The sequence below is a fragment of the Amycolatopsis sp. MJM2582 genome, assembly GCF_000754115.1.
In the GTDB taxonomy this organism is placed as follows: Bacteria; Actinomycetota; Actinomycetes; order Mycobacteriales; family Pseudonocardiaceae; genus Amycolatopsis; species Amycolatopsis japonica.
Genome location: NZ_JPLW01000003.1, coordinates 928,599 through 949,227, shown reverse-complemented (window position 1 = coordinate 949,227; position 20,629 = coordinate 928,599). Strand labels below are relative to the sequence as shown.

Genomic DNA, 20,629 nt, shown 5'->3' with positions numbered 1-20,629 from the left:
AACGAGACCGGGGAAGAAAGGAAAATCCTCGTTGCTCACCATGCCTGTCCGCCACCCGCACACCCGGGACGCCGTGTGGGGCTATCTCGGCGAGGTCACCGACGTGCTCGGCATCGGCCTCGAGTCCTGCACCGTGGACATCGACGACCCGGTCTCGGCGTATGTCGCGCTCGACGAGCGGCTCGCCACCCATCCGGAGCGCGACGTCGCCCTGCTGTGGGACGAGGTCCACGGCTGGGCCGTGGCGATCGAGACCCATTCCGGCGAGGACCTCATCGTCCTCCGCTACCTGGGCGGGAAGTCCGCCACGCCGCGGCCCGCCGAGGTCGCGCGCTTCGTCAAGGCCGTCCGCGAGGACGACCATCGTGTCGGGCAGCTCACCCCGCCGGATTTCCGCGCCGTGCCCGCCGCGTGAGGGCGGCTCGCGTCGGGTACCTCCGAAGTGCGCCGACCCGGAAGGAGTGAGCCGTGATCGGCCTGCTGTACCCGACGCGGGACTGCGGCGAGGACGATTTCCTCGCGTGCGCGCGAAAACTGGATCCGGACCTCACCGTGGACTTCGCCTACGTCCCGTGGGGCGAGGACATCGGCCGGGTCGACGACCTCGATCCGGCCGAAAAGCACGAAGCCGTCCGCGAACTCGGTGCGCCGGAGAGGCTCGCGGCCGCCGCGCGGTTCGGCACGGCGCCGGACATCGTCAGCTGGGCCTGTTCCAGCTGCAGTTTCACGCGCGGCCTCGCCGGCGCGCGTGAACAGGCGCGCGTGCTCAGCGAGCGGCTCGGCGTTCCCGCGCGCAGTACTTCCTTGGCCTACCTCACCGCGCTGGCCCACCTCGGGACCAAGCAGGTGGCGCTCGCGTCGGTCTATCACCGCGACACGACCGCGACTTTCGTCGATTTCCTTGCCGAGGCTGGAATCGAGACCGTTCATTCGGTTTCCGCCGACGCGCCTTCGGACCGCGCCCTTGCCACCTGGGATCGCCGCCGGATCACCGAACTGGCGACCGCGGCCGACCATGAAGCCGCCGAAGCCGTCCTGATCCCCGAAACCGCGTTGCACACGACACCCCTGCTCGAAGACCTCGAAACGGCCCTCGGCAAACCCGTGCTGACGGCCACCGCGGTCACCCTGTGGGACGCACTGCACACACTAGGCACCCCGCCGGTCCGGCAGGGCCTCGGGACGTTGTTCAGCCGCTGAGACTGCCGCGCAGATCCTGCAGGATCTTCGCGAGCAGGCGGGAAACGTGCATCTGCGAGATCCCGATACGTTCGGCGATCTGGGATTGGGTCATCCCGTCGAAGAACCGCATCGTGACGATCGCCCGCTCCCGCTCCGGCAGCCGCTGGAGCAGCGGGACCACGGTGTGCCGGTCCTCGATGTGCTCGAACCGGGAATCCAGTTCCCCCATCACGTCGGACAGGGGAAGCGAGCCCTCGCCGTCGTTGACCGACCGGTCGAGAGAAGAGGTCTGATAGCTGTTCGCGGCGAGCAGGCCGTCACGGACGGTGTCGACGTCCACGTCGAGATGCCCCGCGAGCTCGGACGGGGTCGGCGCGCGGCCGAGGGTCTGGGTCAGTTCCGTGGTCGCCCGCGTGAGCCGGGTGCGCAGTTCCTGCATCCCGCGCGGGACGTGCACCGCCCAGCCGGTGTCGCGGAAGAACCGTCGTACCTCGCCCATCACCGTGGGCACCGCGTACGCCAGGAACTCCCCGCCCTGTGCGGGGTCGAACCGGTCGACGGCCTTCATCAGACCGATCCGCGCCACCTGGATCAGGTCTTCCCTCGGCTGGCCGCGTCCGCTGAACCGGACGGCGATGTGCTCGGCGATCGGCAGCAGTTCGAGGATCAGCCGCTCCCGCAGGCGCCGCCGGTCCGGGTGGCCGTCGGGCAGCGCGGCCAATTCGTCGAACCAGGGGCGGCAATGCGAGTAGTCGTCCTTCCGCCGTGTTCGGCGCTCCCGGGGAGCGGGCGGCATGGGCTCCTGTGAGACGGTCCGGTCGACGTCTTCCATGAGGAGCGGGGCGCTCATCGAAGTTAACCTCCGTCCCTTGTGGACTGACATACGTCCGTACGTGCGTTGTCGAGCTGATACCCGGGATGTGGGCAGGGCAAACATCCGCCGCCGGGCCGACCGCGCTGACCTGGACGGGTGATCTTCCGATTCACCGGCGCGCGAAAGGGGTATCCGCAGGTCACGACGAAGGAGGAGCCGTGCCTGAACAGAGCTGGAGCGACAAACGCGAACGTCAGTACGAGCACATCAAGTCGTCGCAGAAGAAACGCGGCGCGAGCACCGGCCGCGCGGAGGAGATCGCGGCGCGAACGGTCAACAAGAACCGCGCGCAATCAGGTGAATCGAAAACGGCGAGCAAGAGCTCGACCAAGGACACCTCCCCGCAGAAGCGCGGCGGGCAACGGTCCGGCAACCGGAAGGGTCCCGGCGGGCCGACCAAGGATCAGCTCTACAACGAGGCCAAGAAGCGCAACATCAAGGGCCGTTCCAGTATGACCAAGAAGGAACTGCAGAACGCCCTCGGCCGCTGATCGGAGGCAGGATGGACCACTCGCGCGCACCGGTACTGGAAGCCATCGAGGCCTACCGCCGCGCGGGCGGCCTGGCCTTCACCCCGCCGGGTCACAAACAGGGCCGGGGCGCCGATCCGCGTGTGCTGGACCTGCTCGGCCGCGACGCGTTCGCGTCGGATCTGCTGACCCTCAACGGTTTGGACGACCGCAGGATGTCACGCGGCATCCTCAGCCAGGCGCAGGAGCTGATGGCCGACGCGGTGGACGCGGAGCACACCTTCTTCTCCACCTGCGGGAGTTCGCTTTCGGTCAAAAGCGCCATGCTCGCCGTCGCCGGCCCGGGCGAACGGCTCCTGGTGTCGCGCAACGCACACAAATCCGTCGTCGCCGGCCTGGTGATCAGCGGGGTGCATCCGGTCTGGGTGCGCCCCCGGTACGACGAGGAGCACCATCTGGCGCATCCGCCCGGCCCGGAAGAGACCAAGGCGGCGCTGGCGGAGGCCCCCGACGTCAAAGGCATGCTGCTGATCACGCCGACCGACTACGGCACCTGCGCCGACATCCGGGGCGTCGCCCGTGCCCTGCACGACGCGGACAAGCCGCTGATCGTCGACGAGGCGTGGGGCGCGCACTACCCGTTCCACGACGACTTGCCGACCTGGGCGATGGACGGGGAAGCCGACCTGTGCGTCACCAGCACGCACAAGATGGGCGGCGGGCTGGAGCAGGCCTCGGTGTTCCACCTGCGGGGTGACCGCGTTTCACCCGACCTGCTCAAGGCCAGGGAGGACCTGCTGGGCACCACCAGCACTTCCGCCCTGCTGTTCGCCTCCCTCGACGGCTGGCGCAGGCAGATGGTCGAGCACGGCGAAGAACTATTGGGCAAGGCGCTGACGCTGGCGGCGCGGGCACGCGAAGAGATCGAAGGCATCTCCGGTCTCCACGCGCTGGCGGAGGAGTTCCACCCGCTCGCCTTCGAACACGATCCCCTCAAGATCGTGATCGACGTCGCCGAGCTCGGCATCACCGGTTATCAGGCGGCGGACCATCTCGCCGAACGCCACCTGCACGTGGGGTTGTCCGATCACCGGCGGATCGCGACGCAGATCACCCACGCCGACGACGAGGACACCGTTTCCGCCCTGCTGCACGGTTTGCGCGGGCTGACGGACCACGACTTCGAGCGGCGCCCGCCGGTCGACCTGCCCTCCGGGGCGGACTTGACGCTGGAAATGCGGATGCTGCCGCGCGACGCGTTCTTCGCCGAGGCCGAGCACGTACCACTGGACAAGGCCGAGGGACGCGTCAGCGCGGAGATGATCAGCCCTTATCCCCCGGGGGTTCCGGCGATCGCTCCCGGCGAGGTGTTCACCGAGGCGATCATCGACTATCTCCACACCGGCGTGCGGGCGGGGATGTTCATCTACGATGCCGCGGATCCCGAGCTGGGCACCGTCCGCGTCGTCGGCTAGTCGCCCGCCATCTTCAGCGTCGCCGAGAGCCCGGTGAGCTCGATGGCCCGGCGCACGACCTTGGACGGCGCGAAACGCAGGTCCACCCCGGACTCCTGGCACTGCCGGTTCAGTTGCACCAGCACGGAAAGCCCCGACGAATCGCAGAAACCGACACCGGTCATGTCGACCACCACGGTGCCGGGGCCGTGTGCCACCAACTCGAACAGCTCGGCCCGGAGCCGGGGGCTGGTCGAAATGTCGATGTCACCCGCCACCTCGACGGTGATCGCGTCTTCGGAGCGGGCCGCCTCGACCACGACGAGAGGAGCGGCCTGCCCTGCTTCGGAGTCGATCGCCATTCATCGACGGTAGAAGGGGACGGTCCGGTCCGCAACCGTCGCGATCAGGAAGACTTGGCCACCTCGCGCGCGATCTGGTCCTTGTCCATCTTCGAAGCACCCGTCACGCCCGCGTTGCGCGCCTGGGTCAGCAACTCCCGTTTGGTGGCCTCACCGGGACGGTCGCCGAGATGCGCGGTCCGGCTGCTCACGAAAGCCTCCCCTAGCTCGCGTCGCCGGGCTTCGTTCAGCTCACGCCGCATCTTCGGCAGGACGGTGGATTCCTCTTCCTTCACGTGATGCGTGACGGCCTCGACGAGGTCGGAGAGCACCTTCTCGAACTGCTTCGATTCGGGCTCGGTTTCGTTCAGCTTCGCGAGCAACTGCTCCGCTTCGGCGTGTTCCTTCTGGCCGTGCGCGACGTCTTCGGCCTCGTCCTCCTCGCCCTTGGCGGCCGGGTACACCTCGGCCTCCTCGGCGCGGCTGTGCGCGGTGAGCAGCGACGAGAGCACCGGGACGAGCAGTGGCCGTTTCTCGGGATGCCGCTCGAGCTCGCGGAACAGCCGCTCCACCTCGCGGTGGTCCTGCATGATCAAGTCCACGACGTCGCCCGCCACGGCCGCCTCCTCGGTTCGGGATCAACTCGACGCACCCGGATACCCGTTCCGCGCGGATTCAACCGGGCTATCCTCGGCCGTATGGCCTGCCGTATCACCGAACTCATCCTCGACTGCGCCGATCCGGTCCGGATGGCGGCGTTCTGGTGCGAAGTGCTCGGATACGTCGAGATCGGCAAGGACGGCGAAGACATCGAGATCGGTCCGCCCGGCGTCGGCTTCGGCGGCCCGCAGCCGACGTTGATCCTGAGCCGCAGCGACGACCCGAAACCGGGCAAACTCCCCCTGCACATCGACGTGAACCCCACCGACCGCGACCAGGACGCGGAGCTGGAGCGGCTGCTCGCCGCCGGGGCCCGGCCCGCCGACGTCGGACAGACCGGGGAGGAGTCGTGGCACGTGCTCGCCGACCCCGAAGGAAACGTGTTCTGCCTGCTTCGCAAGCGCGTAGAACCGTCCACTTAGGACGGTCATGGGGTTGACGGGCGGCACCACCGGGTATCCCGCGAGGGACACCGAACCCGACTGGGATGGTCAGCTGATGGCGGACGAAAGACTGTGGCAACGCGACAAGGACGGATTCGGCTCCGGCGAGTACACCTCGGGCCCGCTGGCAGGCCAGTTCGTCGAACTCACGCGCCTGCTCCTTGCCGCCTCGACACCGGCCCAGGTCCTCGAACAGGTCGTCGCCGCCGCGTACTGGGTGATCCCGGGCGCGGATCTGGTGTCGGTCACCCTCCGTGCCCCGGACGGGACCTTCCACACCCCGGTTTCGACCGGCGAGGTGGCGCTGGAGCTCGACGAGGTGCAGTATCGCGCCGGAACGGGGCCCTGCGTCGATGCGGCCGACAGCGGAAGCCCCGGCTACATCCGCAGTGAGGATCTGAAGGCGGAGAAGCGGTGGCCGGATTTCTCCGCGGCGGCCGTGCGGCACGGCTACACCGCGATCCTGTCCACCGTGCTGATGCCCGACGCGAACCCGCCCAGGATGCCCGGCGCACTGAACATCTACAGCCACCACCCCGGCGCCCTCGGCTCGGAGGCCCAGGACTCCGCACTCCTGCTGGCCACGCACGGCTCGCTCGCGCTGGCGGGCACCACCGCCGTGAGCCGGGCCGAGCTGGAGTCGAGCCATCTCCGGCGGGCCGTCGAATCGCGCGACGTCATCGGACAGGCGAAAGGGATCCTCATGCAACGTCGCGGCCTGACCGCCGACGAGGCCTTCGACCTGCTGCGCCGGACCTCCCAGGACCTCAACGTCAAACTCGCCGAAGTCGCCCAGACCCTGGCCAGCCGGCATTCGGAACTCGACACCCCTTGATGCGCGTGAAGGCCTCCTTCCCTCGGCTGAGCCGAGGGAAGGAGGCCTTCACGCGAGTCACGTCCAGCTGTACCGGCGTCAGTCGAGGTCGAACCGGTCCAGTTCCATGACCTTGGTCCACGCCTTGGCGAAGTCCGCGACGAACCGCTCCCGCCCGGCCTGACCCGCATAGACCTCGGACAGTGCCCTCAGCTGCGAATTGGAGCCGAAAACGAGGTCGACCGCGGTCGCCGTCCACTTCACCGCGTCCGTGCCGGCGTCGCGGATCTCGTACACGTTCTCCTCGGACTCCGACACCTTCCACCGGGTGCCCGGCGAGAGGAGATTGGTGAAGAAGTCGTTGGTGAGCACACCGGGCCGGTCGGTGAAGACGCCGTGCCGGGTGTCGCCGGCGGTGATCCCGAGCGCACGCAGGCCGCCGACGAGGACGGTCATCTCGGGCGCCGTCAGATCGAGCATGTAGGCGCGCTCGACCAGCAGGACCTCCGGCTGCAGTTTCTCCTCGGGACGCAGGTGGTTGCGGAACCCGTCGGCACGCGGTTCGAGCAGCGCGAACGACTCGACGTCGGTGTCCTCCTGGGTGGCGTCGGTGCGGCCGGGGTGGAACGCCACGGTCACGTCGGCGCCCGCGTCGCGCGCCGCCTTCTCGACGGCGGCCGTGCCCGCCAGCACGATCAGGTCGGCCAGCGAGATCTTGGCGCCACCGGCGTCGTTGAACTCGCGCTGGATGCCCTCCAGGGTCTCCAGCACGCTCGCGAGCTCCTCCGGCCGGTTGACCTCCCAGTCACGCTGGGGCGCCAGGCGGATCCTGGCCCCGTTGGCACCGCCGCGCTTGTCGGTGGACCGGAAGCTCGCAGCGGACGCCCACGCCGTGCCGACCAGCTGCTCGATTGTGAGCCCGGACTCGAGCACCTTCGTCTTGAGCGCGGCGATGTCGGCGTCCCCCACGAGTTCGTGGTCGACGTCCGGCACCGGGTCCTGCCACAGCTGCGGTTCGGGCACCCACGGCCCCAGGAAACGGCTGACCGGGCCCATGTCGCGGTGCAGCAGTTTGTACCAGGCCTTGGCGAACGCGAGCGCGAAGTCGTCCGGGTTCTCCAGGAAGCGGCGCGAGATCTTCTCGTACTCCGGGTCGACGCGCAGCGCCAGATCCGTGGTGAGCATGGTCGGCTTGTGCTTCTTGGCCGGGTCGTGGGCGTCCGGGATGATCGCCTCGGCGTCCTTGGCGACGTACTGCTTGGCGCCGCCGGGGCTGGTGGTGAGCTCCCATTCGTAGCCGAAGAGGATCTCGAAGAAACGGTTGCTCCACTGCGTCGGCTTGTCGGTCCACGTCACCTCGAGGCCGCTGGTGATCGTGTCCGCGCCCTTGCCGCTGCCGTGGGTGCTCAGCCAGCCGAGGCCCTGCGTCTCGAGCGGGGCGGCTTCGGGCTCCGGGCCGACGTGGTCGTCGGCGATACCGGCGCCGTGGGTCTTGCCGAAGGTGTGGCCTCCGGCGATGAGCGCGACGGTCTCCTCGTCGTTCATCGCCATCCGGGCGAAGGTCTCCCGGATGAAATGCGCCGCGGCGGCCGGGTCCGCGTTGCCGCGCGGTCCCTCGGGGTTGACGTAGATGAGGCCCATCTCGGTCGCGCCGACGTCGGGGACCATCTCGGTGTCGCTCGCGTAACGCTCGTCACCCAGCCAGGTGTCTTCGGGACCCCAGAAGATCTCCTCGGGCTCCCAGGTGTCCACGCGGCCGAAACCGAAGCCGAACGTCTTGAACCCCATCGACTCCAGCGCGACGTTCCCGGCGAGCACGAGCAGGTCGGCCCACGAGATCTGCTGGCCGTACTTCTCCTTGACCGGCCACAGCAGCCGCCGTGCCTTGTCGAGGTTGGCGTTGTCGGGCCAGCTGTTGAGCGGGGCGAACCGCTGCGCGCCGTCACCGGCGCCGCCTCGGCCGTCGTGGATGCGGTAGGTGCCCGCGGCGTGCCAGCTCATCCGGATCATCAGGCCGCCGTAGTGGCCGAAGTCGGCCGGCCACCAGTCCTGCGAGGTGGTGAGCACCTCGGTGATATCGCGTTTGAGGGCCTCGACGTCGAGTTTGGCGAATTCCTTGGCGTAGCTGAAGTCCACGCCGAGCGGGTTCGACTTCGACGAGTGGGCGTGCAGCACCGAGAGGTCGAGCTGGTTGGGCCACCAGTCCTTGTTGGTGCGCGGGCGGCCGCCCGATTTGGGCGTCGGCGAGTCGATCGCCGGGTTCTCGCTCTCGCTACCGTGCGCGGTCACGGAGTCGTGGGCCACCGGGCAGCCCTTCTCCGGGTTGTCACTCAATTTCTTTCCTTCCGAGCAGGCGAATTCATCACTGGACAGGTTCGGCCGCACAGCCGGGGCACAGGCCCCAGTAGACGACCTCCGCCTCGTCGATCACGAACCCGTGATCGCCCGAAGCGGTGAGACAGGGGGCATGGCCGACGGCGCAATCGACATCCGCGATCGCCCCGCAGGAACGGCACACGACATGGTGATGGTTGTCCCCCACCCGGGTCTCGTAACGGGCGAGCGCGCCGGCGGGCTGGATCCGCCGGATCAGACCGGTTTCGGTGAGCGCTCGCAGGACGTCGTACACCGCCTGGTGCGAGACCGTCGGCAGATCGGCCCGCACCAGCGTGATCACCGTTTCGGTGTCGACATGCGGATGGTCGCGCAGCGCCGCGAGCACGGCCAGCCGAGGCCGCGTCACGCGCAACGAAACCGCTCGCAGCTGTGCCTCGAAGTCGGACATCACCAAGGACGATAAGAGCGTCTTTGGAACGGGTCAAATCAAGAACCCCGGGGAGTGAAGGCCGGTTTCGAACGCGCTGACACCGGGTAGCCGTGGACCGAGCCATGACTTGCGTGAGGTGAGTTCATGACAACGACCGGCCGGATCGGTGTCGCCGACGTCGAATGTCTCGAAAACGCGGTCGATACGCTGCGCGCGTTGGACTACCGGCAGGGCGGCGCCTTTTCCCGCGACGCGGTGCACGTCGTGAAGTCGGTCAGCCTGCTGCTCAATTGGGGTGCCGTCCCCGGCGGGCTCCGGTCCCGGCTGCTGACCGTGCTCGCGGATCTGCACAATCTGCTGGGCTGGACGGAATTCGACATCGGCCGCCCCGTCCCGGCACGGCTCCGGTTCGACCGCGCGCTCGGCCTCGCCGCCGCGGCGGGCAACGACGATCTCATGGCCAACATCTGTTACCGCCTCGGCAGGCTGGCACTGCACCACGACGACGTCGAAGGCGGGCTGGACCATCTCCGTCAGGGCCAAGCCGCCGCCCACCGCTGCGGTTCCCTGCGGGCACAAGCGATCCTGACGGTCAACGAGGCGTGGGCACTGGCCAAGGCGGGCGACGAGCGCGCCGCCCTCACGAGCCTGGCGAGGGCGGAGTGCGAGTTCGAGAACGCGGGCACCTGGGCAGCGCCACGGCCGTGGGAAGCCTTCTTCGGCACCACGGACATGGCCGCGATGCGCGGGACCGTCCTGACCGAATTGGCCAGGACGGTCGCCGCGCGGCACAGCGAAGAAGCCATCGTGCGGCTACGCGACGCCGTCGACGGCTATGGCGTCGACATGTCCCGCAGCCTCGCGCTCACCCTGATCATGCTCGCGCAGAACCACGCGCTCCAAGGCGATTTCGACGAAGCCGTCCGCATCGGCGACGAGGCGCTGGACCTCGCGCGGGGCCTCGGTTCCACCCGTACCAAGGACCGCCTCGCGCCGCTGGCGGCACTTCTGCGCGGAGACGCCGATCCGGCCTCCCGCGACCTGCTCGCCCGGATCGACCGCTATCGCGCCGAACCGGCTCCTTGACCGGCGAAACGTCGTCCGAGCAGGATCGCGGTCGCCGCGAAGCCGAGACACAGCCCGCCCCAGACCCCCCACCCGCCCCAGGCGAACACGTAGGCGCACAAGAACATCGCGGGCACGCCCACCGCCCAGTACCCCACGAGAGTGCAACGGAGGCCGGAAACGGTGTCACCGAGCCCGCGCAGCAGGCCGACGAGGATGTTCTGCGTTCCCTTGCTGTACTGCTGCGCGATGGCGAACACCAGCAGGGTCGACGCCGTGCCGAGCACCACCGCGTCGGTCTCGTCGCGCAGGAACGGCCACAGCAGCACTTGCGGCACCAGCAGGTATGCCAGGCTCACCACCGCCATCAAGGACCAGGAGAGGGTGAGCGCCTGGCGGGCGATCACCGGTGCGCGATCCCGGTCCCCGTGGGCGACCGCGCGACTGACCAAAATGGACGATCCCTGCGACAGCCCGATGTTGGCCTGGTAGACGATGTAGGCGAGCTGGTTCGCGACGTTCGACGCGGCGAGCATCGCGGGGCCGAACGCACCCATCAGCATCGTCGCGATCGAGGTGATCGCCGCTTCCGAACCGTAGGTGAAGCAGATCGGCGTCCCGTGCCGGACGATGCGCCGGACCACCGCCCGGTCGGCGCGCCACAGCGCGAGGGACACCATGGGGCGCAACTGCGGATCCCGCCGGAGGGCCGAGGCGAACACGGCGAGCGTGAAGAACTGGACCAACGTCGTCGCCAGGCCGATACCGGCGACGCCCAGCTCGGGCAGGCCCGCCCACCCGTAGACGAAGGCGGCGTTGAGGGCGGCGTTGACCGCGATCGACACCAGCGTCACGGCGAGGAGCGAACCCGGCCGCCGCAACCCGACGGCGAACTGGCGCACCACGTTGAGCCACACCATCGGGAACAGCCCGCCGGCCAGCGCGAACATCATCGGACCGGCGAGCGACACGATCTCCGGTTTCTGGCCGAGCGAGGGCAACGCGACGGCGAGTCCACAAAGGACGGCCGCGCCGAGTGCCGCGGTCAGGGTCGCGACGAGCAGCGCCGACCGCAGGAGCGACCGGATCTCGTCCCGCGCCCGCTCGTCGAGTTCGCCGGTGCCGGTGCGGAGTTCCCCGGCCCCGGCCGCCGTCGCCACGAGGTTCCCGACGCCGGTGACCATGCCGACGCACATGGTGCGGATCTGGTTGTAGAGCAGGATCGCCAGCCCGCCCGCCGCCACCGCGGTCACCCCGAGCAGTCCGAGCATGGCCAGGTCGACGCTGGTGAGCGCGACCTGTGCCAGCTGGATCCCCGCGATCGGCGCGGCCAGCCCGGCGAGCGCCCGGTAGCCGCGGGTCGTCACCGCCGTGCTCATCCGCCCACCGCCACCGGGGTCCGGCGCACCGCCCGGTCGCGCGTGGCGACCTTCACGGATTCGGCGTAGGTGGCGAACCAGCGGTCCATCCGGCGGTGGGCCAGTTCGTCGAGTACGCCCCTGGCGCGCAGCCACTCGTCGTCGTACACCGAGTCGAGGTACTTCTCCCCCGCGTCGTTGCACAGCACCACGACGACACTTCCGGCCGGATACGCGTAAAGCCGTCGCAGCGCGACGTGGATCGCGCCGCCGGTGGTCCCGCCGACCAGTACCCCGGTCCGCCGGGCGACGACGCGGGCCCCGGCGAACGCGTCACTGTCGGAAACGCGGTGGGCTTCGCCGATCACCGACCGGTCGACGTTGTCCCCGATCGGGAAACCGGCCGGGCTGCCCGCCCCGGTCTGGTGGTAGATCCCCGGCGCGCCACCGAAGATGATCGAGCCGACGGGTTCGACCGCCACCGCGTGGGTGCCCGCACCCGCCGCGCGCAAGGCGCGGGCCGTACCGCACAGGGAGCCGCCCGTGCCGATCGCCGCGACGAGCACGTCGACGTCGCCGAGTTGGTCGAGGAGTTCCCGCGCCAGCCCGGTGTAGCCGTTGCCGTTGCCGGGATGGTTGTGCTGATCGGGATGGTAGGCACCGGTTTCCGCGGCGATGCGGGCCGCCACCCGCCGCCGCTGGACCGAACTGACCCCGCCGTCCGGCGGGCAGTCGACGAACACCAGTTCCGCGCCGAGCGCGCGCAGCATCCCGAGTTTCTCGCGGGCGGCGTGGTGATCGACCACGGCGGTGAACCGGTAGCCGCGTTCCAGTGCGACCAGCGCGAGCCCGTTCCCGGTGTTGCCGGAGGTGGGTTCGACGATATGCCCGCCCGGCCGCAGGTGTCCGTCGAGCTCCGCCTCGTCGATCATCTGCCTGGCCATGCGCACCTTGCACGAGCCGGTGGGGTTGAGGTGGTCGAGTTTGAGCAGCAGGCGCGTGCCGGTGCCGGTGCGCGCGAGCTCCAGCAGCGGCGTGTTCCCGATCAGGTCGGACGCGCGCCGGACGATCGTCATCGGATCTCCTGGATCGGGTGGTCGGTGTCGAGGTGCCAGCGATCGCCGTCGACCACCACTTTCGGCGGCAACGGAAGCTGGTGGAAACCGCTCTCGTTCTTGTCCATCTGGTAGCCGGCCGTGTTGGGGTACACGAGCAGGTCGCCGGTCCTCGGCCGCGCGGGCAGCTCCACCGCACGCCAGGTCAGCACGTCGTACTCCATGCAGCTCGACCCGGCGACGATGGTCCGCACCGGCGTGCCGCCCGGCCCGTCCCGGCGCACGAGCAGCGGGTCGGGCAGGAACTCGCTGCCCTTCCACTGTTCGGACAGGCTCATGGACAGGCCCGCGACCGTGGTGATCAGGTGGTCTCCGCCCGGTTTGCAGCCCAGCACCGGGAACACCGAGAACCCGGCGCCGTCGACGAGGGCCCGGCCGGGTTCGAGCAGCAGCTCGATCCCGGCCGCGCGCAGGCGCTCCGCCAGTGTCTTCCCGGCGATCTCGTGCCGGAGGATCGCGGTCACCATCGCCGCCCCGGTCGGCGCCTGGTGGTACGGGTACGTCCTGGCCGGATTGCGGCCGGCGTGGAACCAGCCGTCGTGCCTGCCGGACTCGAACCGCGCCCAGTCACCGGCGTCCACATAGGACACGGCGATCCCGCCGCCCGCGCTGATCTTGGACGCGGGATGCCCGAGCGCGCGGGCGTCGTGGCACAGATCGATCAGATACGCGGCGAGTTCCGCCCGTGGCACGGGGTCGTAGCCGTCGAGGTGGAACGAGAAACCCCGCAGGACAACCGGGCCGCCGCACTGTCGCACCGCCGCTTTCACCGCGTCGGGCGCGAAACCGAACCGGCTCTCCGGCGCGGACGGCGGCCGCACCCGCAGCAGCACTTCGGCGGTCTCCCCCAGTTCGGTGGCGAGCCGGGCGACGCGTTCCAGCTCGTCGGCCGCGTCCACCGCGATGAGACAGCGATGCCGTAGGGCGAGCCAAAGGAGTCCGTCGGGTTTGGCGGCGCCGGTGACCCCGATCGACTCGCCGCGCAGGCCGTTTCCGAGGGCGTGCACCAGTTCGGGCACACTCGCGACGTCGACCCCCGTGCCGGGACGCGTGCACTCCCGCAGCCAGGCCGCCGCCTTGTTCGCCTTCTTCCCGTAGTAAACGGTGCCTTCGACGCGTTCGGCGGCGAGCGCGTCGACCATTCCCGCGAGGTTCTCGGCGAAGGTGGCCGGATGGATCACGTGGAACGGACCGCCGCCGACCCCGCGGGCGATCTCCCACAGCGTCTCGGAGTCACGCAACCGGTGCGCCCAGGGACGTTCGAGCGCGGGCAGGGGCGGGGACAGGGTGTCGATCAGGTCCACAGGGCCACCTCGCGGCCGCGGCCGGCGGCGATGGCACGCGCGGCCAGCGCGTGCGCCACCGGGATGTCGGTGATGATCATGCCGCTGCTGAAGGCGAACACCCGGTCTTCGTCGCCGCGGCGGCCGGGGGCCTTGCCCGCGAGGATCTCCGGGAGTTCGGCGTCGATGCGGAACACGCCGTCCGGACCCGCCATCCGCTGCCCGGTCACCTCGACCTGCGCGCCGCTGGTGGCCACCGTGTAGTCGGCCTCGGCGAGCGTGCCTTCCTGGACTCCCTTGCTGGCGACCGAGATCAGCAGGCCGCCCGGCGGCAGCCAGCCGAGGCGGATCTTCGGGTGGGCCGCCCGGCCCGACGCGGCGACCACGATGTCGGACTCGCGCGCCGCGGCCTCCACGTCGTCGACGAGTTCGACCTCGCGGTCGGGGAAGCGCTCCTTCAGCGCGGCGACGCTGTCGCGAAGACCGTCGGGATGCGTGCCGAACAGCCGCAGCCGCTCCAGCTCCGGCAGGGCGGTGAGCAGGTACGGCAGCGTCCGGATCCCCTGCGCACCGGAGCCGACCATGAGCGCGGATCGCGCGCCCGGCCGAGCGCAGGACCGCGCGATCAACGCGGTGCTCGCGGGCGTGCGGGTGGCGCCGACGCGGTGGCAGTCCATGAGCGCGAACGGCAGGCCCGTGGTGTCGTCGTACAGGGTGATGGTCGTGTAGTACTTCTCGGCCGACGTGCTGCCCTGGCGGTAGCTCGTCTTGAACGCGGCCTGTTCGAGGGAACCGTCGTAGCCGAGCATCGAGTACGCGACGGCGTCCCGCGCGGGGTCCGGCATCGGCACCATCAGCTTCGCCGGGTTCCGCGACGCCCCGGCCGCGTAGGCCAGATAGCCGTCTTCGACCATCGTGATCGCCTCGCCAGGGGTGAGTTCGAGGCTGTGCAGATCCGAGCGCGTGAGTATGTGCAGCGAGGGACCGGAGCTCATGAACGATCGACCTTTCTCGTGGGAAGGTGGCGCGCCGCAGCTTAATGAAAATGATTGTCTTTATCGATGACTGTGGCCCTTGTCACGCTAGGCTGGCGGCCGTGAGTGGACCCTGGAGCGCTTCGGAAAGCCGCGCGCGAGCGGAAGAAGTGCGGCATCTCAACGCGATCGGCCATCTGGCGCCGCACAATCACGCGACCGCGCAGGCGGGCCCGCTCAGCGGGATCCCGTTGGTGGTCAAGGACAACATCCACGTCGCCGGGATGCCGAACACCGCGGGGACCCCGGCGCTGGCGCATCACGTTCCGCGCGAGCACGCGACCGTGGTCCGGCGGCTGACCGACGCGGGCGCCGTCGTCGTCGGCAAGGCGACCATGCACGAACTCGCCCTCGGCATCACCTGCGACACGACGCCGCTCGGCCCGCTGCGCAACGCGTGCGACCCGTCCCGGTTCGCCGGGGGCAGCAGCGGCGGGACCGCGGTCGCCGTCGCGGCGGGCATCGTGCCGGCCGGCCTGGGCACCGACACCGGCGGTTCGGCCCGGGTTCCCGCCGCGCTCAACGGGGTCTGCGGTTTCCGGCCCACCACGGGCCGCTACCCGTCCGACGGCATGACGCCGCTGAGCAGCACGCGGGACACGGCCGGACCGATCGCCCGCACGGTCACCGATCTCGCGCTCCTCGACGCGGTCCTCGCGGCGGAAGAGCCGGCACCGCTGAGCGAGCGCACGTCGATCCGGCTGGGTGTGCCGCACGGTTTCCTGACCGGCGACCTGTCCGAAGACGTCGAAGAACTCTGGGAGGCCGCGCTCGCCCGCTTGGGCGCGGCAGGCGTCACCCTGGTGCCGCTCGACGACACGCCCCTCGCCGAACTCGTCGTCGATCAGGGAATGCCGCTGGTGATCCATGAAGCAGGCGTCGGGCTCCGGTCCTACCTCGCCGAGCACGTACCCGAGGTCTCGTTCGAGCGGCTCGTTCGCGAGATCGCCGCACCCGACGTCCGGGCTATCTTCGCCGAGGCGGTCGTGCCGGGCGTCGAGCCCGCCGTCTACGAAGCGGCCCTCGCCACCCGCTCCGCCTTGCGCCGCGCCTACGCGAAGATCTTCGACGAGAACGGCATCGACGCGCTGGCCTTCCCCACCACACCGGCGACGGCCCGGGACTTCTCGGCCGTCGGGAGCTTCGTGCACCGAGGGCGCGAGGTGCCGACGTTCCCCACCTTCATCCGCAACTGCCAGCCCGGCAGTATCGCGGGATTCCCCGGCCTGACCGTCCCGATGGGGCGCGCACGCGACGGCCTTCCCGCCGGGCTGGCACTCGACGGTCTGGTCGGGGACGACCGGAAGTTGCTGGGCGTGGGGGCTTTCGTCGAGCGGGTTCTGTAGAGGTCCATGAAGGGCGGCTGCCCGCGTGTCGCGAAAGCCACTTTCGGGACATCAGACGTCGCGAAAGTGGCTTTCGCGACTGGCGGGCGAACGTCGATCGCGGGTCAGGTCCGTGAAGGCCTCCTTGCCTACCCTGAAGGTAGTGAAGGAGGCCTTCACTACCTTCAGGAGCGCTGCCTGTGCCCCATAAGCACCAGCAGCCACAGCGGCCGCACGTGAAGGCCCTCCAAGTACATGAAGGCCCCCTTCCTTGCGTCTAGCGCAAGCAAGGGGGCCTTCATGTACTTCAGAACCACTACCTAAGCCCGGATGCTGGCCCGAAGCGCGTCGATCAGCGCCGCCGCAGCCGGAGGGTCGGGCGGATCGCCGTAGGTGACGGCGTAGATCTGACGTGGGTCTTCGGCCAGTTCGGTGGCGTGCACCCCGGGCATCCGATGCGCGCGCAGCGCCAGCCGGGGCAGCGTGGTGACGCCCATCCGGGCCGCGACCAGCGCCTGCATGACCACGATGTCGTCGCTGACCATCGAAATACGCGGGGCGAACCCGGCCCGCCCGCAGATCGTGACGAGTTCGTCCTGGCAGCGGGCGCAGCCGCCGATCCAGGTCGAGTCACGGTGATCGGCGATGGTCTGCCCCGGTTCGCTGGTGAGCAGATAGATCGGGTCCTCCAGCAGGTGCACGAGCCGGAGCCCCTGCTCCTCACGGGGCGTGTCCGCGTACCGGAAGATCAGCGCGACGTCGATCCGCCCTTCCCGCAGCATGCGCAGCGCCTCGCCCGGATGTTCGTCCACCAGCCCCAGTTCGAGTCCGGGATGCGCGCGGGCCAGCGTCGCGGCCGCGTCGGGGACGATCGTGCTCAGGATCGACTGGAAACCCGCCATCCGGACCCGCCCGGCGCGCAAGCCCACCTGCGCCGCCAGCTCGGCTTCGGCGCCTTCGACCCGGCCGACGATCTCGGCGGCGCGGGTGGCGAGCAGTTCCCCTTCGGGAGTGAGCCGGATGCCGCGGCCGATCCGTTGGACCAGCTTCGCGCCCGTCGCCGCCTCCAACCTCGCGAGATGGTGGCTCACCGCCGGCTGTGTGTAGTGCAGTTCCTTCGCCGCCGCGGTCATCGAACCGTGCCGCGCGACCGCCGCCAGCACCGTGAGCTGCACCAGATTCAGCATGGATAAAGAATATCTATATCAAGGAAAGAACGTCGTCATTGGACGCCGCCCGGACGGCGGACCACGATGAGAAACGACGAGAAGGGAGAACGAAAAATGACCGTCACCACCCTCAGACCAGGCCTTCCGGAGCTGATTAAACGTCTGAGCCAATGCACCGGGAGACCATCCGAACCCCTTGTCACCGCACAAGCCGTCGCGAATGTTCTCACCGAACTCCGCCCGACCCCGCAGCTGCTCACCGCGGCGGAACGCGCCGGCTCCCCCGACGGCTACACCCGCACCACCCTGCACGCCGAGTCCGCCTTTTCGATCGTCGCCCTGGTGTGGCAGCCCGGTCAGCTCACCGAGATCCACGATCATCTGGTGTGGTGTACCTTCCTTGTCCTGCAAGGAACCGAGACCGAGACCATCTTCGACATCGACGACGATCGGCTGGTCCGGAAGGCCCAGCGGCAACGCCCGGCGGGGTCGGTGAGCGGCGTCGCGCCGCCCGACGACATCCACCAGGTGCACAACGCGGGCGACACCGTCGCTATCACCTTGCACGTGTACGGCGCCGACCTGAGCAAGGGAACGAGCGTGCGCCGCAATTACCGGATGCGCGCCACCGCGCGGTGAAAGGCTCAATCGGCAGGGCCATTTCGCCCAGCGCGCCCGACCGATATCGGCGCACGATTCCCGGACGCCCTATCCGGCGTTTCGGCGCCGCATGCCGATGGTCCCGGGAGCGGTCTCCACGAAACCGTGGCGTTCGTAGAGCCGCCATCCGGGTGGATCGCCGAGCAGATTGACGTACGCACCCGGCGCCGCGGCGTCGATCGCCGCGAGAAGGGCCTCGAGGACGGCGTCCCCGATGCCGCGGCGCTGGTGGGCGGGCAGAACGGCCATGTCGACGATGTGGAAGTACCACCCGCCGTCGCTGATCACCCGGCCCATCCCGACGGTCTCACCGGTGGGCCGGTGGATCACCCGGACCGACGTCCAGGCGCCGCCGACCCCGCGCTCCGCCTGTTCCCTCGGCGGTTCGCTGAGACCGGCCTCGCGGCGCAGCCGCAGGTAGTCGTCGACCGACGGGGAGCCTGCTTCCAGGCGGTAAGAGTCGTCCATGACGGGCTTGCCTTTCTGTCATACCAACGGCCTACAGCGTCGCACCCGGGGCCGGTCCATCCACAATGGCCCCACGGTGAATCGCCGGAGCGAGCCCGGAAAACGACTTCACGAAGTCGATATCGGACGCATCGGGTTTTCCAACGAAATCAACCAGTCCGTTACGCCGGGCGCCGGATCCTGGCTTTCCACGCGTCCGGTGCGGCGCGTTCGGAATCTGTATCCCCGTTCCGCCGTCCGGCCCAAATCCGGCGCCCCGCGTGGCGGCTTTTCGCCCTTGTCACCCGATTGCTGGTCCTCACCCGCGCGGATAAGCGGGAAGATCACTGCCGGACCGCGACGAAAGAGGATTCGGCGAAAAATGAGTACCGACGTCGCCGCGACGGTCGGTTCGACGGATCGCCCGAGCGAGCGAACCTGTTCTCGGCGAATGCGAGCGCCGCCCGGCCCGGGCCGACCGCACGGCCCGGGCCACACCGGGCGCCCGTCGATACCCCAAGGGGAACCATGAACCGCGTCACCACGCTCGTAGTAGACGATCAACCCCTCATCAGATACGCGCTCAGCAGGCTGTTGCGGGATTCGGCGGGGGTGGGGGCGGTGGCCGAAGCCGCGAGTGAGCCGGAAGCGTTGTGGCAGTGCGAAAAGAGCCATCCCGACATGGTCATCACCGAACTGTCGATCTGGGGTGAGCCCGCCGGGACCGCGATCTGCCGGTTCGTGAAGGAACAGTTCGAACGCGCGGCCGTCCTGGTCTTCGCCGGTGATTCGTCGCCATCGGCCATCGCCATGGCGCTGAACGCGGGCGCCGACAGCTTCGTGCACAAGTCGGCCAGCGGCGGCCAGGTGATGTCGGCGGTGCGCTCGACGCTCGCCGGGCAGCGAGTCTGCGTGCAGGCGGGCGGAACCCCGCCTGCGGTCACCGAGGCCGTGCGCTACGCGAGCGCGATGACCAGACGGGAGGAGGAGATCCTCGCGCTGATCCTCTACCGGTGGTCGAACGACGAGATCGCCGAAGAACTGCACCTAGCGACGCAGACCGTGAAGAACTACGTCAGCCGGATCCTGCAGAAGCTGGGCTTCGGCAGCAGGCGCGACCTGTTCCGGGCGCTGCGTTTCCGGCCGGGCGGAAACCCGTTGCCGCGGCTGGAGACGACCGAACGCGAAGGCGAGTTGCACACCGCGGACGGGTACCGGGGCTAGCCCGGCCGGGCGAGCGGCGTACCGGGAGTACCGAGACCGGACGAGGTTCGGTACCCGCCGTATCCTGTGGCACCGAGATCGTTTTTCTAGCGTTGCTGTCATGACGAAGCCAGGTTCCCTGTTCCTGCTCCTCGTGCTCGCCGGAACCCCCGCCCCGGACACCGTGCGGGCTTCGTCGGCCAAGATCCACGAGGTGCTCGGCGGCCCGGCAGGCTACATCGACCTGCACAACACCGGCGCCACCACCCTCGACATCGGCGGCTGGTCCGTTCAGGCGTGCACGGGCGAGGCGACGCCCGTCGAACTGGCCACCATGCCCGCCGGGAGCGAGATCCCCGCCGGTGACCATTTCCTCATCACCGCACAGGGTTTCGGCGGGACGGCGCAGCAACTGGTCGTCGAGGCGATCGTCGGGGACGGCGAGATGCTGCTGGACCGGCGCGGGGCCAAGGCCGACAGCGTCGGATGGGCGCCGTCGTCGCCCTGCCGCGAGAACCAGGCCGCCGTCCCCTGCCCCGGGCTCGCCCAGTCGAGGGACGCCGTCAGCCGCGACACCGACAACAACAAGGCCGACTTCGGTTGCGTACGGCCGGCCGACTGAAAGCACACCACCGGTACGAGAAAGGTGCGGTCGTGACCGCGAACAGCGAACGCGGGGACGCGACCCCGCTGTGCGAACTGCTCGCCGAACAACGAATCGCGAAAGGATGGTCACAAGGCGATCTGGTCGTGAGGTTGCACATCCGCTCCGGCAACGACAGTGTGACCAGGGAAGAGATTTCCCGCTGGGAGCGGGGAAAACGCATTCCCGGTCCCTATTGGCGGCAGTGGCTCAGCGCTGTGCTGGACACCTCCAGCCGCGAGCTCGAACTCGCCGCCGCGGTCGCCAGAAGGCGGCGCCGGAGCATTATCGCGTGACGCGAAAGTACCGGAAAACTGGCCCC

General features: G+C 69.3%; 23 protein-coding genes. 12 read left to right on the top strand and 11 right to left on the bottom strand.

Translation table 11 applies throughout. The features are described 5' to 3' along the window. The first annotated feature begins 40 nt into the window (after positions 1-40). Positions 41-415 (top strand): DUF6292 family protein, encoded by a 375-nt coding sequence (locus ED92_RS23315; RefSeq protein ID WP_037342012.1) that lies wholly within the window; start codon positions 41-43, stop codon positions 413-415. Positions 416-468: 53 nt separating this feature from the next. After that, a complete protein-coding gene (locus tag ED92_RS23310) occupies positions 469-1,200 on the top strand; it encodes a decarboxylase (RefSeq protein WP_037342009.1) in 732 nt (243 codons plus the stop codon). Here ED92_RS23310 and ED92_RS23305 read toward each other — a convergent pair. Beyond that, positions 1,190-1,978, bottom strand: coding sequence for a SigB/SigF/SigG family RNA polymerase sigma factor (locus tag ED92_RS23305; protein ID WP_037342582.1), 789 nt, complete (start codon positions 1,976-1,978; stop codon positions 1,190-1,192). The genes ED92_RS23310 and ED92_RS23305 overlap by 11 nt on opposite strands. A gap of 236 nt (positions 1,979-2,214) precedes the next feature. On the opposite strand from ED92_RS23305, the gene ED92_RS23300 reads away from it, so the two are divergent. Continuing rightward, on the top strand, positions 2,215-2,547 hold the full coding sequence (locus ED92_RS23300) for a hypothetical protein (protein ID WP_037342007.1): 333 nt from the start codon (positions 2,215-2,217) through the stop codon (positions 2,545-2,547). Positions 2,548-2,558: 11 nt separating this feature from the next. Further along, positions 2,559-4,001 carry an aminotransferase class I/II-fold pyridoxal phosphate-dependent enzyme gene (locus ED92_RS23295; protein ID WP_037342004.1) on the top strand — a complete coding sequence of 481 codons (1,443 nt, stop codon included), beginning with the start codon at positions 2,559-2,561 and terminating at the stop codon, positions 3,999-4,001. Here ED92_RS23295 and ED92_RS23290 read toward each other — a convergent pair. Together ED92_RS23290 and ED92_RS23285 are read right to left on the bottom strand one after the other, a co-directional pair. Next, complete coding sequence (locus ED92_RS23290) at positions 3,998-4,342, bottom strand: STAS domain-containing protein (RefSeq protein ID WP_052120819.1); 345 nt, start codon at positions 4,340-4,342, stop codon at positions 3,998-4,000. The genes ED92_RS23295 and ED92_RS23290 overlap by 4 nt on opposite strands. Before the next feature lie 44 nt (positions 4,343-4,386). Continuing rightward, positions 4,387-4,938, bottom strand: coding sequence for a hemerythrin domain-containing protein (locus tag ED92_RS23285; protein WP_037342003.1), 552 nt, complete (start codon positions 4,936-4,938; stop codon positions 4,387-4,389). An 81-nt stretch (positions 4,939-5,019) separates the two neighbouring features. Here ED92_RS23285 and ED92_RS23280 point away from each other — a divergent pair, with 81 nt between their 5' ends. Beyond that, entirely contained in the window at positions 5,020-5,403 is a 384-nt protein-coding gene (locus ED92_RS23280) for a VOC family protein (protein WP_037342001.1), read from the top strand. Between the two features lie 76 nt (positions 5,404-5,479). Then, positions 5,480-6,259 carry a GAF and ANTAR domain-containing protein gene (locus ED92_RS23275; RefSeq protein WP_037342579.1) on the top strand — a complete coding sequence of 260 codons (780 nt, stop codon included), beginning with the start codon at positions 5,480-5,482 and terminating at the stop codon, positions 6,257-6,259. Between the two features lie 78 nt (positions 6,260-6,337). Here the strand turns inward: ED92_RS23275 and katG are convergent, their stop codons facing one another. Beyond that, entirely contained in the window at positions 6,338-8,572 is a 2,235-nt protein-coding gene (gene katG / locus ED92_RS23270; protein ID WP_037342578.1) for a catalase/peroxidase HPI, read from the bottom strand. A gap of 28 nt (positions 8,573-8,600) precedes the next feature. Continuing rightward, positions 8,601-9,023, bottom strand: coding sequence for a Fur family transcriptional regulator (locus ED92_RS23265; protein ID WP_037341998.1), 423 nt, complete (start codon positions 9,021-9,023; stop codon positions 8,601-8,603). 126 nt (positions 9,024-9,149) lie between these two features. Between ED92_RS23265 and ED92_RS23260 the strand changes: the two genes are divergently transcribed. Continuing rightward, on the top strand, positions 9,150-10,091 hold the full coding sequence (locus ED92_RS23260; protein ID WP_037341996.1) for a hypothetical protein: 942 nt from the start codon (positions 9,150-9,152) through the stop codon (positions 10,089-10,091). Here ED92_RS23260 and ED92_RS23255 read toward each other — a convergent pair. The 4 genes from ED92_RS23255 to ED92_RS23240 are packed head-to-tail and all read right to left on the bottom strand — an operon-like array spanning position 10,067 to position 14,821. Continuing rightward, complete coding sequence (locus tag ED92_RS23255; RefSeq protein WP_037341995.1) at positions 10,067-11,449, bottom strand: MATE family efflux transporter; 1,383 nt, start codon at positions 11,447-11,449, stop codon at positions 10,067-10,069. The two genes, ED92_RS23260 and ED92_RS23255, sit on opposite strands and share 25 nt — an antisense overlap. After that, positions 11,446-12,504 carry a PLP-dependent cysteine synthase family protein gene (locus ED92_RS23250; protein WP_037341994.1) on the bottom strand — a complete coding sequence of 353 codons (1,059 nt, stop codon included), beginning with the start codon at positions 12,502-12,504 and terminating at the stop codon, positions 11,446-11,448. Before ED92_RS23250 ends, ED92_RS23255 begins: the two co-directional genes overlap by 4 nt. Then, on the bottom strand, positions 12,501-13,847 hold the full coding sequence (locus ED92_RS23245; RefSeq protein ID WP_037341992.1) for an alanine racemase: 1,347 nt from the start codon (positions 13,845-13,847) through the stop codon (positions 12,501-12,503). Before ED92_RS23245 ends, ED92_RS23250 begins: the two co-directional genes overlap by 4 nt. Continuing rightward, entirely contained in the window at positions 13,838-14,821 is a 984-nt protein-coding gene (locus ED92_RS23240) for an ornithine cyclodeaminase (protein WP_037341991.1), read from the bottom strand. The genes ED92_RS23245 and ED92_RS23240 overlap by 10 nt, the downstream gene beginning before the upstream one ends. Positions 14,822-14,922: 101 nt before the next feature. Here ED92_RS23240 and ED92_RS23235 point away from each other — a divergent pair, with 101 nt between their 5' ends. After that, positions 14,923-16,206, top strand: a complete 1,284-nt coding sequence (locus ED92_RS23235) for an amidase family protein (RefSeq protein WP_037341989.1) — start codon at positions 14,923-14,925, stop codon at positions 16,204-16,206. Positions 16,207-16,505: 299 nt separating this feature from the next. Here the strand turns inward: ED92_RS23235 and ED92_RS23230 are convergent, their stop codons facing one another. Continuing rightward, on the bottom strand, positions 16,506-17,372 hold the full coding sequence (locus ED92_RS23230; RefSeq protein ID WP_037341987.1) for a LysR family transcriptional regulator: 867 nt from the start codon (positions 17,370-17,372) through the stop codon (positions 16,506-16,508). A gap of 96 nt (positions 17,373-17,468) precedes the next feature. Here ED92_RS23230 and ED92_RS23225 point away from each other — a divergent pair, with 96 nt between their 5' ends. Then, positions 17,469-17,993, top strand: coding sequence for a cysteine dioxygenase family protein (locus ED92_RS23225; protein WP_037341985.1), 525 nt, complete (start codon positions 17,469-17,471; stop codon positions 17,991-17,993). Between the two features lie 69 nt (positions 17,994-18,062). Here ED92_RS23225 and ED92_RS23220 read toward each other — a convergent pair whose 3' ends face one another. Continuing rightward, positions 18,063-18,482, bottom strand: coding sequence for a GNAT family N-acetyltransferase (locus ED92_RS23220; RefSeq protein ID WP_037341984.1), 420 nt, complete (start codon positions 18,480-18,482; stop codon positions 18,063-18,065). 507 nt (positions 18,483-18,989) lie between these two features. Here ED92_RS23220 and ED92_RS23215 point away from each other — a divergent pair. The 3 genes from ED92_RS23215 (at position 18,990) to ED92_RS23205 (ending at position 20,603) form a co-directional block, all read left to right on the top strand. After that, entirely contained in the window at positions 18,990-19,685 is a 696-nt protein-coding gene (locus tag ED92_RS23215) for a response regulator transcription factor (protein WP_081975893.1), read from the top strand. Positions 19,686-19,785: 100 nt separating this feature from the next. After that, a complete protein-coding gene (locus ED92_RS23210; RefSeq protein WP_037341982.1) occupies positions 19,786-20,286 on the top strand; it encodes a lamin tail domain-containing protein in 501 nt (166 codons plus the stop codon). Positions 20,287-20,318: 32 nt separating this feature from the next. After that, positions 20,319-20,603, top strand: coding sequence for a helix-turn-helix transcriptional regulator (locus tag ED92_RS23205; RefSeq protein ID WP_037341979.1), 285 nt, complete (start codon positions 20,319-20,321; stop codon positions 20,601-20,603). Positions 20,604-20,629 lie beyond the last annotated feature (26 nt).